Source organism: Streptomyces sp. NPDC088157, assembly GCF_044741545.1.
Lineage (GTDB): Bacteria > Actinomycetota > Actinomycetes > Streptomycetales > Streptomycetaceae > Streptomyces.
This window is the reverse complement of record NZ_JBIUSU010000008.1, coordinates 153,220-166,838: the sequence shown is the minus strand read 5'-3', so window position 1 is coordinate 166,838 and position 13,619 is coordinate 153,220. Positions and strand designations below refer to the sequence as shown.

At 72.1% G+C, this 13,619-nt stretch carries 10 protein-coding genes and 1 tRNA gene; 6 read left to right on the top strand and 5 right to left on the bottom strand.

Going from position 1 to position 13,619, the window contains the following annotated elements:
• Positions 1–2: 2 nt before the first annotated feature.
• Positions 3–2,429 (bottom strand): SCO7613 C-terminal domain-containing membrane protein, encoded by a 2,427-nt coding sequence (locus ACIPFH_RS30430; protein WP_401831396.1) that lies wholly within the window; start codon positions 2,427–2,429, stop codon positions 3–5.
• 66 nt (positions 2,430–2,495) lie between these two features.
• On the opposite strand from ACIPFH_RS30430, the gene ACIPFH_RS30425 reads away from it, so the two are divergent.
• Positions 2,496–2,942, top strand: a complete 447-nt coding sequence (locus tag ACIPFH_RS30425; RefSeq protein WP_401831393.1) for an SRPBCC family protein — start codon at positions 2,496–2,498, stop codon at positions 2,940–2,942.
• A gap of 39 nt (positions 2,943–2,981) precedes the next feature.
• A tRNA-Val gene (locus ACIPFH_RS30420) sits at positions 2,982–3,053 on the top strand.
• A 57-nt stretch (positions 3,054–3,110) separates the two neighbouring features.
• On the opposite strand, the gene ACIPFH_RS30415 is transcribed toward ACIPFH_RS30420, so the two are convergent.
• Positions 3,111–3,836, bottom strand: a complete 726-nt coding sequence (locus ACIPFH_RS30415) for a 3'-5' exonuclease (RefSeq protein ID WP_401831391.1) — start codon at positions 3,834–3,836, stop codon at positions 3,111–3,113.
• A gap of 168 nt (positions 3,837–4,004) precedes the next feature.
• Here ACIPFH_RS30415 and ACIPFH_RS30410 point away from each other — a divergent pair, with 168 nt between their 5' ends.
• The 3 genes from ACIPFH_RS30410 to thrS all read left to right on the top strand — a co-directional run bounded on the left by ACIPFH_RS30410 (position 4,005) and on the right by thrS (position 7,860).
• Positions 4,005–4,571 carry a DUF4365 domain-containing protein gene (locus ACIPFH_RS30410; protein WP_401831388.1) on the top strand — a complete coding sequence of 189 codons (567 nt, stop codon included), beginning with the start codon at positions 4,005–4,007 and terminating at the stop codon, positions 4,569–4,571.
• Complete coding sequence (locus tag ACIPFH_RS30405) at positions 4,568–5,794, top strand: hypothetical protein (protein ID WP_401831386.1); 1,227 nt, start codon at positions 4,568–4,570, stop codon at positions 5,792–5,794. Before ACIPFH_RS30410 ends, ACIPFH_RS30405 begins: the two co-directional genes overlap by 4 nt.
• An 89-nt stretch (positions 5,795–5,883) precedes the next feature.
• The gene (thrS, locus tag ACIPFH_RS30400) at positions 5,884–7,860 is read left to right on the top strand and encodes a threonine--tRNA ligase (protein WP_401831385.1); all 1,977 of its coding nucleotides are present in this window, start codon (positions 5,884–5,886) and stop codon (positions 7,858–7,860) included.
• Positions 7,861–7,888: 28 nt separating this feature from the next.
• Here the strand turns inward: thrS and ACIPFH_RS30395 are convergent, their stop codons facing one another.
• Positions 7,889–8,557, bottom strand: coding sequence for a potassium channel family protein (locus ACIPFH_RS30395; RefSeq protein WP_401831383.1), 669 nt, complete (start codon positions 8,555–8,557; stop codon positions 7,889–7,891).
• 67 nt (positions 8,558–8,624) lie between these two features.
• Here ACIPFH_RS30395 and ACIPFH_RS30390 point away from each other — a divergent pair, with 67 nt between their 5' ends.
• Positions 8,625–9,188: an HIT domain-containing protein gene (locus ACIPFH_RS30390; RefSeq protein WP_356257472.1), complete on the top strand. Its 564-nt coding sequence runs from the start codon at positions 8,625–8,627 to the stop codon at positions 9,186–9,188.
• A 331-nt stretch (positions 9,189–9,519) separates the two neighbouring features.
• Here the strand turns inward: ACIPFH_RS30390 and ACIPFH_RS30385 are convergent, their stop codons facing one another.
• Both ACIPFH_RS30385 and ACIPFH_RS30380 read right to left on the bottom strand, forming a co-directional pair.
• Positions 9,520–11,181, bottom strand: coding sequence for a hypothetical protein (locus tag ACIPFH_RS30385; RefSeq protein WP_356257475.1), 1,662 nt, complete (start codon positions 11,179–11,181; stop codon positions 9,520–9,522).
• A 198-nt stretch (positions 11,182–11,379) separates the two neighbouring features.
• The gene (locus tag ACIPFH_RS30380) at positions 11,380–13,575 is read right to left on the bottom strand and encodes an elongation factor G-like protein EF-G2 (RefSeq protein WP_401831380.1); all 2,196 of its coding nucleotides are present in this window, start codon (positions 13,573–13,575) and stop codon (positions 11,380–11,382) included.
• Positions 13,576–13,619: the final 44 nt, after the last annotated feature.

Genomic DNA, 13,619 nt, shown 5'->3' with positions numbered 1-13,619 from the left:
GGCTAGTTCATCCGCCCCAGGACCTCCCGCACCCGCCGGACATCGCGCAGCCGCTGCTCGTACGTCGCACCGAGTGCGAGCAGCAGCAGCCCGGCGAGGGCGGGAGGCACCCAGCGGGGGAGCGCGTCCGTCATCTGGACCAGATACGGGGCGAGCTCGTGCAGCGCGTCCAGGGCGAGCACCGAGCCGCCCAGCACGAGCGGCGCCCGCAGCCGGTGCCGGGCGCCCAGCAGGGTGAGCAGCAATCCGGCCGCGCCCAGCAGCAGCGGGCGGGTCCACTCGAGGTCGCCCCAGGCCGTGGCCAGGCTCGGCAGGAGCGTGACGGTGAGACCGGGGCCGTACGCCGTCCAGGACGACGCCGCCGGGTCCCGGCGCCGGCGCAGGGCTCCGACCAGCAGCGCCGGGACCGTGACCGGCAGCGTGTACGCCTCCGGGAGCCCCACCTGCCAGGCCGCCAGCCGGACCCACGCGGCCAGCACGAAGAGCGCCACGGCCGCGTAGCCGACGTAACGGCGGTCCGGGCGTACGGCCGTGCCCGCCGCGATCACCGCGCACAGGGACAACACCAGGGCGAGCAGCGGCGGGTCGGTCACCGCGAGGCCGATGGCGACGAGCCCGGCGACGCCTCCTGTCGCCTCGACCGCCACCGTCGTCACCGGGTCGTCCAGCCGTGCCGCGACCAGGGCCGCGACCACCGGGACGACGAGCACCAACAGGGCGACGTGCTCCGGACGCCAGCCGGCGGACGCGCCCACGGCGCAGGCCAGGCCCGCGGCGTACCCGAAGGAGGCGGCCGCGTACACCGGCGCCGGCCGACCGCGCATCGCGGCCGCCGCGAACACGGCCGTCAGCGAGGCGAGCACGGCGAGGGTCGCCGGCTCGGTGGCCAGGGAGAGAAAGGCGAGGCTGAGGGAGGTGAGCAGGGCGAGCGCGGTGGCCGTCCGTGCCGCCGGGGCCGGGGCCGGGAGCGTCAGCGCCAGAAGCGCCGGCACCGCCAGGCCGTGGATCAACAGGGCCGCGAGGTAGGGGAGTTGCAGCGCCGTGGGCGTGACGAGCGCCGCGGCCCACGTCAAGGCCAGAGCGGCCGTCAGCGCCTGCGGGCGCCACCGCTCGCTCCGGACCGCCGTCACCAGGACCGCGGCGACCGCGGCGAGGATCAGCGGCGCGGTGGCGGCGTACGGCGGCCAGGAGGTGTCGGCCGTCACCGCGGCACGGGCGTCGGCCGGAACCCCGGACCACAGGTACCGGAGCCACGCCGTCGGTCCCAGCAGCGTGACGCCCACGGCCGGCGCCGCCCACAGCACCGCGCCCGCCTGGACGACACCGGAGGCCAGGGCCGCACCCCGGCGCATCGCCTCCGGGCCCCGGGCGGCGGCCAACAGCGCGATGCCGCAGGCCAGGTAGGCCGGCACCGTCCAGTCACCGGGCGCCGACACCCGCAGGACGCCGCCCAGGCCGGCCACCACGCACAGGGCGCCGACCACCGCCGTGCCCGTCACCAGATCCGTCCGGGGCGCGAACCGCGCCACGCCCAGGGCGATCGCCGTCGCGAGGAGGAGGAGCGCCGCCGCACGGGCGGCGGCGCTCGGACCGGCCGCTCCCAGGGAGAGCAGACCGGCCGCCAGGACACCGCAGCCGCCCGTGCCGAACGCGCACACCACGGCGGCCAGGCGCACCGGACGCTCGGACACCCGCAGCGCCACCACGGCGTCGAACGCCGTCGTCAGCAGTACCGCGGCGGTCACCGTGTGCGGCCCGCCGCCCAGCGCGACCGCCCAGAGCAGAAGCGGGAGCTGAGCGGCTGTCAGCGCGGCCGGGCGGGGCAGTCGCAGCGCGGCCGAACCCGGCAGCGCGGTGAGCGCCGTGCCGTACGCCGCCCACACCGCCGCCAGCGCCGTCGACGCGGCCGCCGCGTACGTCGTGCCGTCCACCGCCGTGAACACGACCTCGTGCAGGGCGTACGCGTCCAGCACCGTCAGCGCGAGGCCGAGGCCCGCGACCGACTCGGCGGTCGAACGCAGCCCCCTGCGCAGCAGCGCCACGGGCGCGCCGAGCACCGCCAGCGTGACCGCGCCGAGCACCAGGGAACGGCCGGCGATGCCCAGATGACCCCAGCTGACCAGCGTGAACACCATCGCCGCGATCGTGAGCAGGATGCCGCCCAGCAGGAGGAGGACGTTCTGCACGCCCGGAGCGGTGGCCTCGGGGCGGGAGGACGGTTCCGGCGGCGTCGGGCCGTGCGGCCATACCGGTGGGGCCGGCCGAGCCGCCTGCTGAAGCGTTGTGACCAGCCAGGCGCGGCGGGCCAGCAACTGGGCCCGGCGGGCGTCCAGTTGCCGGAGCTCGCTGTCGAGGAACCGCAGTTCCTCGGCCGGGGGCGGAAAATACGTCATGCGTCGCAGTGTGGTCCGCGTCACGCACGGCGGCATGAGCGCACGTACTCAGAACGTACTCAAATGCCGCCGGTCAGACCCCCGCGCGGGCACACTCGGCCCATGGACTGGACCCGTTACCGCTTCCGCAGCCTCTGGGCGCTGCCCGCGCCGCCCGCCCGCGTGTACGACGCGCTGGAGCGGGTCGAGGAGTACCCGCGCTGGTGGCGCCAGGTGCGCGAGGTGAACCGGGTCGACGGCGCGACCGGCGTCATCCGCATCCGCGCCCTCCTCCCGTACGACATGACCTTCACCGCGCGCGAGGTACGGCGCGACGCGGCGGCCGGGATCCTGGAGAGCGCGTTCTCGGGCGACATCGACGGCTGGGCGCGCTGGACGGTCACCGCCGACGGCTCCGGCACCCTGGCCCGCTACGACCAGGTGGTCCAGGTCGGCAAGCCGCTGCTGAGGGTGCTCGCCGTCCCCGGGCGGCCGCTGTTCCGTCTCAACCACCGGCTGATGATGCGCGCAGGACGGCGCGGCCTCGCCGCGTACTTGCAAGCGGTTTGAAGGAAGCCCGCGAGGACCTGTATTGTTCGGTGCGTTCCCGGGCGATTAGCTCAGTGGGAGAGCGCTTCGTTCACACCGAAGAGGTCACTGGTTCGAACCCAGTATCGCCCACCGGGAAGGGCCGGTCCGCATCACGCGGACCGGCTTTTTCGTGTCCGGCGACGCGGCCTACGCCGCCGCCGGCAGCTCCGGGCGCAGCGGCCAGGAGGTGTCCACCGTCTCCGGTGTGCCGCTGCGCGCGAACCATGCCTGGAGCCCTCGCGCCTGCGCCGCGTGCCAGGCGGTCTGGAGCGCGTGCAGATCGGCGGGGGACAGGCGTTCCAGTCGGGCCGCGAACCGCCGGCCCAACGCCCGCACGACCTCCAGCGCGGCCAGCGCGTCCGCCGCCGCGTCGTGCGCGTCGGCCAGCGTCACGCCGTAGTGCGCGCACAGGTCGGTGAGCGTGCGCCGGCCCTTGCGGTAGCGGTCCAGATGCTTGTCGAGGACCCGTGGGTCCAGCACCCGCAGGGGTGCCGCGTCCGTCCAGTTGCCCAGCGCGGACGCGCGGTGCCTGCGCAGCTCACGGTCGAGCAGCGTCAGGTCGAACGGCGCGTTCATCACCACCAACGGGCGCCCCGCGGCGGCCTGTTCCGCGAGCAGCTCGGCTATCTCGAACATCACCGGCGCCGGCCAGCGGCCGTTGCGCTGGAGGTGGTCGTCCGTCAGCCCGTGCACCTCCGTCGCCCCGGCGGGCACCGGCACGCCCGGGTTCACCAGCCAGCGGCTCACCCGCGGCCGTGCCCCCGGCGCGTCCTGGACGACGAGGGCGGCCGACACGATCCGGTCGGTCTCCACGTCGACGCCCGTCGTCTCCGTGTCAAAGGCGGCCAGAGGCCCCTCGTACCAGTACGTCATACCCACACAACCCCTCGTTCACCCACGGCAGCTGACGCCCCGTCTTCTGCCTGTTTGGTGATACCCGGGCTGTTTGCGCCGTACGCCGGAAGGACACAACACGAGTACGGGTCCTCGCAGTTCAGCGGCCCGTCACGGGGACTGGCTTTGCGTGGAAGGCTGTTGGTCATGGCGATAGCGCAGCCCGAGCGGGGCGGGCTGCTGCCCGAACGCGAGGAGCTTCACCGCGGCACGCTCGCCACCACCGCCTGCATGGAGACACTGCAGGTGGGCTATCTGCACGCGGTCGCGGCGGCGGCGGGTTGCTCGCTGTCCCAGCCGTTCCCCGACAACGGCATCGACTGGCACGTCAGCCACAGCGCACCCCACCACACCGTCGACGACGAGGTCACCATCAAGGTGCAGCTCAAGGCCACCTACCAGATCCGGCCCAACCCGCCCGGCCGGTTCTTCTCCTTCACGCTCGACAACGACCACCTGCGCAAGCTCGCCCGCACTCCGGTGTCGGTGCACAAGATCCTCGTCGTGATGCTCGTCCCGCGGTCCCAGGACCAGTGGCTGCGGGCCGGCCACGACCGCCTCGACCTGCGGCACTGCTGCTACTGGGTCAATCTCGCCGGCCACCCGATCACCGGCCGGACCCGGACCACCGTGCGGATACCGACCACACGCATCTTCGACGACCGGGCGCTGTGCGAGATCATGACGCGAGCCGGGACGGGAGGCAGACCATGACCCACCGCCCCCTCGACGAGCCGCTGCGGCCCGTACGGCCGCACCCCGAGGCCCACTGGAACAGGTCCCCCGAGGCCGGGGAGGTCGACCCGGCCGTCCTCGGCGCCCTGCTGCGCCGGCACGGCTGGCAGCGGCGCGGCGGCGCCGCCGGCCGCTACGGCCGCTGGACCCCTCCCGGACCGGGCGGTCGTGGGACCAGCCTGCTCGTGCCGGAGAGCCGGGCCTTCCCCGACAGCGACGACCTGCTCGGCGAGGCGCTCCTCGCCCTGGCCCGCAGCGGTACGCCCTCCGCGCGCGAGGTGCTCGTCGGGCTCGCCGTACCGAGCGACGAGATCCGCTGGTGGCGGGACACACCGGCGGGGCCCGCCGGGACCGCGTCCTGGGCCGTCGAGGAACAGCTGCGCGCCGCCGCCCGCCAGATGTTGCTGGCCGGCGCGCTCGCCACGCGCGCGCGTGCCGGCTACTACGGCGCCCGGCACCGGCGCGCGGCCCTCGCGACGCTGGAGAGCGTCCTGGTCGGCTCCGCGGCCGGCGGGCGCCGCCTGACGGCCTTCGCGCCCGTCGCGGGCGCCCGGTCCCTGGCCGTACGCCTCCACCAGGCCCTGTACGCGGTCCGGGAGGCCATCGACTACCAGCGGGCCACCGGCGGCATGGACGCCTTCGACGGCGCCGTGGAGGCCGGCGCCAGCCGCGAGCTCACCGAGGCGCTGATCGTCCTCGTCCGGGGCACCGAGGGCGCCCGGATCTCCGTCGAGTGGGCACCGGCCGCCGGGGTCCCGGAGACGTGCGCGGCGGGCGGAGAACCGGTCGAGTTCTCGCCCGGCGACCTGTCCGTGCTGCGCGAGGCGGGCGCCCGCTATCTCCGCGAGGAGCCCTCCGTGTCCGTGCGGGTCACCGGCACCGTCGTCCGGATGCGCAGGTCGGGGCCGCGCGGGGAGGGAAGCGTACGGCTGCGGGTGCTGGCCGGCGCCGAGATCCCGCACGTCCGGCTCATCCTCGACGAGGAGGACTACCGCATCGCCGGGCAGGCCCACCTGGTCGGGCTGCCGGTACGGGTGCAGGGCCGGCTGGAGAGCAGGGGCGGCTTCCGCCGGCTCACCGGCGCCTGCGGGGTCGTGCCCGTGCAGGTCGACGAGGCGGAGCGGGACCGGCTGATGAAGTCCTTGCAGGAGAATCTCGACTACTTCGAGGAGGCCTGCGGAGGGGAGCAGCTCGGGGACTGATTTCGCGGTCGGCGGGTGCGGGTCGGTACGATCGCCTCTTGCGCGCGCTCACGGTATGGCGCCGCACCCCCTTCAGTCAGGAGAGACCGGTGTCAGACGTCCGTGTGATCATCCAACGCGATTCCGAGCGGGAAGAGCGCACGGTGACGACGGGCACCACGGCCGCCGACCTCTTCGCGGGCGAGCGCTCCGTCATCGCCGCGCGCGTGGCCGGCGAGCTGAGGGACCTGTCGTACGTGCTCGCGGACGGCGAAGAGGTCGAGGGCGTCGAGATCTCCTCCGAGGACGGCCTGAACATCCTGCGCCACTCCACCGCGCACGTGATGGCCCAGGCCGTGCAGGAGCTCTTCCCCGAGGCCAAGCTGGGCATCGGCCCGCCGGTCAAGGACGGCTTCTACTACGACTTCGACGTCGAGAAGCCGTTCACGCCCGAGGATCTCAAGGCCGTCGAGAAGAAGATGCAGGAGATCCAGAAGCGGGGGCAGAAGTTCGCCCGCCGTGTGGTCACCGACGAGGCCGCCCGCGAAGAGCTCGCCGACGAGCCGTACAAGCTGGAGCTCATCGGCATCAAGGGCTCGGCCTCCACCGACGACGGCGCGGACGTCGAGGTCGGCGCCGGCGAGCTGACGATCTACGACAACCTGGACGCCAGGACCGGTGACCTCTGCTGGAAGGACCTCTGCCGCGGTCCCCACCTGCCGACCACCCGCAACATCCCGGCCTTCAAGCTGATGCGCAACGCGGCCGCCTACTGGCGCGGCAGCGAGAAGAACCCCATGCTCCAGCGCATCTACGGCACCGCCTGGCCCTCCAAGGACGAGCTGAAGGCCCACCTCGACTTCCTCGCGGAGGCCGAGAAGCGCGACCACCGCAAGCTGGGCAGCGAGCTGGACCTCTTCTCGATCCCCGAGCAGATCGGTTCCGGCCTCGCCGTCTTCCACCCCAAGGGCGGGATCATCCGCCGGGTCATGGAGGACTACTCGCGCCGCCGCCACGAGGAGGAGGGCTACGAGTTCGTCTACACCCCGCACGCGACGAAGGGGAAGCTCTTCGAGACCTCGGGCCACCTGGACTGGTACGCCGACGGCATGTACCCGCCCATGCAGCTCGACGAGGGCGTGGACTACTACCTCAAGCCCATGAACTGCCCGATGCACAACCTGATCTTCGACGCCCGCGGCCGCTCCTACCGTGAACTGCCGCTGCGCCTCTTCGAATTCGGGACCGTGTACCGGTACGAGAAGTCGGGCGTCGTGCACGGCCTGACCCGCGCGCGCGGCTTCACCCAGGACGACGCGCACATCTACTGCACCCGCGAGCAGATGGCCGACGAGCTCGACAAGACGCTCACCTTCGTCCTCGGCCTGCTGCGCGACTACGGGCTGAACGACTTCTACCTGGAGCTGTCCACCAAGGACCCGGAGAAGTTCGTCGGCTCGGACGAGGTCTGGGAGGAGGCGACCGAGACGCTCCGCCAGGTCGCCGAGAAGCAGGGCCTCCCGCTCGTTCCCGACCCGGGTGGCGCCGCCTTCTACGGCCCCAAGATCTCCGTCCAGACCAAGGACGCCATCGGCCGCACCTGGCAGATGTCGACCATCCAGCTGGACTTCAACCTGCCGGAGCGCTTCGACCTGGAGTACACGGGACCGGACGGTGCCAAGCAGCGCCCCGTGATGATCCACCGTGCCCTCTTCGGCTCCATCGAGCGGTTCTTCGCGGTGCTGCTCGAGCACTACGCGGGCGCCTTCCCGGCGTGGCTGGCCCCGGTCCAGGCGCTCGGCATCCCGATCGGCGACGCGCACGTGGAGTACCTGGAGAAGTTCGCCGCGGCCGCGAAGAGGAAGGGCCTGCGGGTGGAGGTGGACTCCTCCTCCGACCGTATGCAGAAGAAGATCCGCAACGCCCAGAAGCAGAAGGTGCCCTTCATGGTCATCGCGGGCGACGAGGACATGGCGGGCGGTGCGGTCTCCTTCCGCTACCGCGACGGCTCGCAGGAGAACGGCATCCCGATCGACGAGGCCATCGCGAAGATCGCGAAGGTCGTCGAGGAGCGGACGCAGGTCTGATCCCGTCGTACGCGGGCCCTCGGGGAGCTCACCTCTCCGGGGGCCCTTTGACGTCCTCGGTGTCGCCCTCCTGCGAGAACACCTGGATCAGCCACGACGAGAACGACCCGGTCACCGCACCCAGCAGCGCCAGCCCGCACGCCATCATGCCGACCGCGATCAGACGGCCGCCCCTGGTGACCGGGGTGACGTCGCCGTAGCCGACGGTGGTGAGCGTCTCGCAGGTCCACCAGAGGGCGTCGCCGAAGGTCTTCATGTTCGCGCCCGGCGCCCCGCGTTCCTGGTCGTACACGGCGAGGGCGCCGGCGAAACCGAGCAGTCCCGTGGACAGTCCGGCGTAGGTGATCACGCGCGCGTGCAGCGAGAACCGGGGCTCTCCGTGCCGGCGCTGCACGGTCTCGTAGAGCTTGACGATCCGCAGCGGGCGCAGCAGGGGAAGCAGGGCGACCAGTCCGTCCAGCCAGTGGGTCCGAACGAAGCGCAGCCGCTGTCCGCTGAACCGCCAGCGCACGGCGTAGTCCACGGCGAACATCACCCACGCCGTGAGCATCACCGCGAAGCAGAGGTCCCGCCAGCCGTCCTCGATGCCCTGGGCCAGGACGTGGATGGCGTACCCGGCGAGGAAGGCGAGGGAGGCCAGCGCGAGGGGGATCTCGGCGCGCTCTTCCCAGCGGGCCGTCCGGCTGTCTTCGTCCATCGGCCCAGCTTGGCCCGCGCGGCTTTTCCCGCAGCCCCGCCGACACGCCGCGAATGGGCGAAGCCATATGCTGCCTTGCATGACGAGTGAGCCGGAACAGCAGATCGGAGTGGGCACGCAGGACGCGTTCCAGCGTCTGTGGACGCCCCACCGGATGGCCTACATCCAGGGTGAGAACAAGCCGACCGGCCCGGGTGCCGACGACGGCTGTCCCTTCTGCTCGATCCCGGCCAAGTCCGACGAGGACGGGCTGGTCGTCCGGCGCGGTGAGCACGTGTACGCGGTGCTGAACCTCTACCCGTACAACGGCGGCCACCTGATGACCGTCCCCTACCGGCACGTGGCCGACTACACCGATCTGACGGTGCCGGAGACCGCCGAGCTGGCCGAGCTGACCAAGCAGGCGATGACGGCCCTGCGTACCGCGTCCGGCGCGCAGGGCTTCAACATCGGCATGAACCAGGGTGCTGTCGCGGGCGCCGGCATCGCCGCGCACCTGCATCAGCACATCGTGCCCCGCTGGGGCGGCGACACGAACTTCATGCCGGTGGTGGGCCACACGCGCGTGCTGCCGCAGCTCCTGGCGGACACGCGAGAGATGCTGGCGGAGGCCTGGCCGACGGGCGCCTAAGGGTTGTCCCGTCATCCCTGGTGGATCTGCGCGCGGCGTCGGATGCGGTGCATCGCAAGGCGGAGGCACGTCCGCGTACTGGATGTGTTCGGGTGTTCCGACAACGCGCGAGGTGCCGTAGCTGTCGTCGTGCGCCCGCCGGGGATCACGGGACAGCCCTTGGTCCCCGATCCCTCGCGGCCCGTTCTCCTCAGCCGCGGCCGGTGTCACCTGCCCGTCCGACGTTCGAGCACGAGGCCCGTTCAGGGCCGAGGGGCCCCTGGGGCACGGCCCCAGGGGACGGCCACCTCAACCTGGCCGCGCACGAAACACCGGCCCGGCCGCCGGAGGCCTACGCGTCATAGGTGTCGGCCTTGCGCGGTGACACGTCCTGGACGGCACCGCTGAGGGCCGACGAGCGCGAGCTGAACTTCTCGATGTCCACGTCATGCTCCTTGAGCACCTTGATCGCGGCCGTGTGCACCACGCGCAGGACCGGCGTGGCCGCGCGCAGCGCGTCGTCGGCCATGAAGCGATGGCGCCAGGGCTGGTCCGCCCAGGCGTGCCGCAGACCGAAGGGCTCGGGCAGACCGATCGAACCGCCGAGCCACTTCAGCAGCGGCGGGTACCAGCTGATCGTGGCCCGCGCGGCCAGCCGGACCACCTCGTCGGCGGTGACCAGCGGCAGCTTGACCGTCCGGGTCTCCCAGAACCGGACGCTCTTGGCGACCTCCTTGGTGGGGGCCTCCGACTTCGTGGTGAACAGACCGTTCACCGGGCCCAGGGCGTGTCCGGTGACCTCGATGCGCAACGTCTCGTGCAGCACCGTCACCGTGATCAGCATGGTGATGATCAACTGGCCGTCCCAGAGCGGCCACTGGACGCCGAGGTAGTGCCGGTCGCCGCCGCCGAACTGCTGGTTGTTGCAGATGTCCTCTATGGCCCTCGGCTTGACCTGGTACGCCTCGACGTCGGTGCCCTCCGGCCGGGCGACCGCCTTGGCGTTCTCACCGACCGGGGTGACGATCCAGTGCCGGACCGTGGGCGGCGGGAAGCCGCCGGTCTTCAGGCTCTGCCGGGGCAGCAGGTTCAACTGGTCGTGGATGGCCCGGACGACCGTCCAGCTGCGGAACTCGTGGACGCCCTTCACGGGGTCGGTCGGCGTCAGCTCCTCGGCGAGGTGCCAGGCGCCCCAGCGCGTGCCCATGCCGAGTATGCCCTTGGGTCCGGCGTAGAAGACCGAGTTGGACTGCTGTTCGGCGCTGAGCCGGGCCAGGGACTGGCGCAGCTGCTCGGCCGCCGTCTGGTTCGGGCTGGTCGGCACCGCCTCGGGGACCTTGGCGCCGACGCTGCTGCCGGACAGCAGACTGTCCCAGCGCTCGCGCAGGTCCTTCGCGGTGCCCTCGCAGATCCGCTTGGCCAGGAACCAGCCGGCCACGGGCGCCACGACGCACCCGCGCGCGTACCAGCCCACGATGCCGGTGAACGGCATCTTGACCAGGAAGAGCACGGCGAGGGCGCCCACGGCGACGAGCAGGCCGGTGCCGACGCCGGAGACCCGCTTGTTGTCCAGCTTGCCCATGGTCGCCCGCAGCTGGAAGACCAGCAGCCACACCAGCAGCCCGGGCAGGAAGAGCACACCGCACAGCAGCATCACGCCGGTCAGCTTCTGGTCGCGCTCCCGGCGGATGCGGTTGGCCGCGAGGCAGTGCTCGACGACCGCCTGGGGCTCGCTGCCGAAGGACTGGATGAGCGGCTTGCGGCCGACGCCCAGCATGCGGTCGATCACCGCCTGGGAGAACGCCTCACCGAGGTTGGGCCGGAAGATCCTGGCCCAGCTGCGGCCGGGGTTGACCGCCGTCTGGTGCCACTCGTTGTCGGCCTTCTTGATGTCCTCGACCGGGTTGTCCCGGTAGGCCGCCGAGGCCAGGGCGAAGGTCGGCGTCTGCCCGCCGTCGCCCGTCTGCGGCACCTGTGGTCCGAAGATGTCCGCATAACCGCTGCCAACGGTCATTCCCGCCCCCGATCGCCGCCGCTCCCGCTTCTGCGGCTTTCCCGACTTCCGTACTTCGCACACCTGTTGATCAGGTCATCAGCGTATCCGCAGGCACCGACATCCGTCGGCGGACGGCCGAAGCCGCCCGCCGAATCGGAGGGAAACGTTCCACCGCGCTGCCGCACCGGCCACTTGAAGGCCGCCGGGCATCAACCGTCAGCTGCCCTGCGCCTGTTGACGGACCTTCTCGGCGACCTGCGCCGGCATCGGCTCGTGCCGGGCGTAGGAGCGGTGGAAGCGGGCCGTGCCGTGGGAGAGGGAGCGCAGATCGACCGCGTACCGGCCGATCTCGATCTCGGGCACCTCGGCCCGGACGAGGGTGCGGTCGCCGCTGGTCTGCTCGGTCCCCAGCACCCGTCCGCGCCGCCCCGACAGGTCGCTCATCACGGCCCCCACGTAGGCGTCGCCGACCAGGACGGTCACCTCGGCCACCGGTTCCAGCAGATGGATCCTCGCGTCGGCCGCCGCCTCCCGCAGCGCGAGCGCGCCGGCCGTCTGGAACGCGGCGTCGGAGGAGTCCACCGAGTGCGCCTTGCCGTCCAGCAGGGTGATCCGGACGTCGACCAGCGGATGCCCGGCCTCCACCCCCCTGCCCGCCTGTGCCCGGACGCCCTTCTCGACGGACGGGATGAACTGGCGGGGCACCGCGCCGCCGACGACCTTGTCCACGAACTCGATGCCGGTGCCGCCCGGCAGCGGTTCCACCTCGATCTCGCAGACGGCGTACTGACCGTGTCCGCCGGACTGCTTGACGTGCCGTCCGCGCCCGGTGGACTTCGCCGCGAACGTCTCCCGCAGGGGCACCTTGTGCGGGACGACGTCGACCTGGACGCCGTAGCGGGTGCGCAGCCGCTCGAGGGCCACGTCCGCGTGGGCCTCGCCGAGACACCACAGGACCACCTGGTGGGTGTGCTGGTTCTGTTCCAGGCGCATCGTCGGGTCCTCGGCGACCAGCCGGCCCAGACCCTGCGAGAGCTTGTCCTCGTCGGCCTTGCTGTGCGCCTGGATGGCGAGCGGCAGCAGCGGGTCGGGCATCTGCCAGGGCTCCATGAGCAGCGGGTCGTCCTTGGCGGACAGGGTGTCGCCGGTCTCCGCGCGGCCGAGTTTCGCCACGCACGCGAGGTCGCCCGCGATGCAGTGGGTCAGGCTCCGCTGCTGTTTGCCGAACGGCGCGGACAGGGCGCCGATGCGCTCGTCGACGTCGTGGTCCTCGTGGCCGCGGTCGGCGAGGCCGTGCCCCGAGACATGGACGGTCTCGTCGGGATGGAGCGTGCCGGAGAAGACCCGGACCAGCGAGACCCGGCCCACGTAGGGGTCGGAGGAGGTTTTGACGACCTCCGCGACCAGTGGCCCGTCCGGGTCGCACGAGGTCGGCTCGCGCGACTCGCCGCCCACCGTCGTCACGCGCGGCGCCGCGCGCTCCAGGGGCGTCGGGAAGCCCCTGGTGACCAGTTCCAGCAGCTCGACCGTGCCGAGGCCCTGGCGGGCGCCCTCCGTGGCGGGGGCCGCCGCGAGGACGGGGAAGAACGTGCCGCGCGCGACGGCCCGCTCCAGGTCCTCGATCAGCGTCTTGACGTCGATCTGCTCACCGCCGAGATAGCGGTCCATGAGGGTCTCGTCCTCGCTCTCGGCGATGATCCCCTCGATCAGCCGGTTGCGGGCCTCCTCGATGTCCGGCAGCTGGTCCTCGCCCGGCTCGGACTCCTTGCGCTCGCCGGTGGAGTAGTCGAACAGTTTCCGGGACAGCAGCCCGGTCAGCCCGGTCACGGGCGCGTGCCCGTCGGGCCCCTCGGGCCCACGCAACGGCAGGTACAGCGGGAGGACCGCGTCCGGGTCGTCGCCGCCGAAGGCCTCCGCGCAGATCCGTGTCATCTCCTCGAAGTCCGCGCGGGCGGCCTCCAGGTGGGTCACGACGATCGCGCGGGGCATGCCGACTGCCGCGCACTCCTCCCACACCATGCGGGTCGAACCGTCCACGCCGTCCGACGCCGAGACGACGAAGAGGGCCGCGTCCGCCGCGCGCAGACCGGCCCTGAGTTCCCCGACGAAGTCGGCGTATCCGGGGGTGTCCAGAACATTGATCTTGATGCCGTCCCATTCGACGGGCACCAGGGACAGCTGCACCGAGCGTTGCTGACGGTGCTCGATCTCGTCGTAGTCGGAGACGGTGCCGCCGTCCTCCACGCGGCCCGCCCGGTTCACCGCTCCCGCCGTCAGCGCGAGAGCTTCCACCAAGGTGGTCTTGCCCGATCCGCAGTGGCCGACCAGCACCACATTCCGTACGGACGCGGGGTGGTCGGCCGCTGTAGCCCTGCCGGCGGCTCCGGGATGTGCATTCGCCTTGTCGCCCATTTTCCTTGCCTCCCGTACACGGTGAGGTCACTGGGGGCGCGGGC

Bases quoted from the DNA above. Each gene is read 5' to 3' on its own strand.
- ACIPFH_RS30410 (WP_401831388.1), top strand. From the start codon at position 4,005: ATGGCGATAGCGCAGCCCGAGCGGGGCGGGCTGCTGCCCGAACGCGAG.
- ACIPFH_RS30425 (WP_401831393.1), top strand. From the start codon at position 2,496: ATGGACTGGACCCGTTACCGCTTCCGCAGCCTCTGGGCGCTGCCCGCG.
- ACIPFH_RS30380 (WP_401831380.1), bottom strand. From the start codon at position 13,575: ATGGGCGACAAGGCGAATGCACATCCCGGAGCCGCCGGCAGGGCTACA.
- ACIPFH_RS30395 (WP_401831383.1), bottom strand. From the start codon at position 8,557: ATGGACGAAGACAGCCGGACGGCCCGCTGGGAAGAGCGCGCCGAGATC.
- ACIPFH_RS30405 (WP_401831386.1), top strand. From the start codon at position 4,568: ATGACCCACCGCCCCCTCGACGAGCCGCTGCGGCCCGTACGGCCGCAC.
- ACIPFH_RS30385 (WP_356257475.1), bottom strand. From the start codon at position 11,181: ATGACCGTTGGCAGCGGTTATGCGGACATCTTCGGACCACAGGTGCCG.
- ACIPFH_RS30390 (WP_356257472.1), top strand. From the start codon at position 8,625: ATGCTGCCTTGCATGACGAGTGAGCCGGAACAGCAGATCGGAGTGGGC.
- ACIPFH_RS30415 (WP_401831391.1), bottom strand. From the start codon at position 3,836: ATGACGTACTGGTACGAGGGGCCTCTGGCCGCCTTTGACACGGAGACG.
- ACIPFH_RS30430 (WP_401831396.1), bottom strand. From the start codon at position 2,429: ATGCCGCCGTGCGTGACGCGGACCACACTGCGACGCATGACGTATTTT.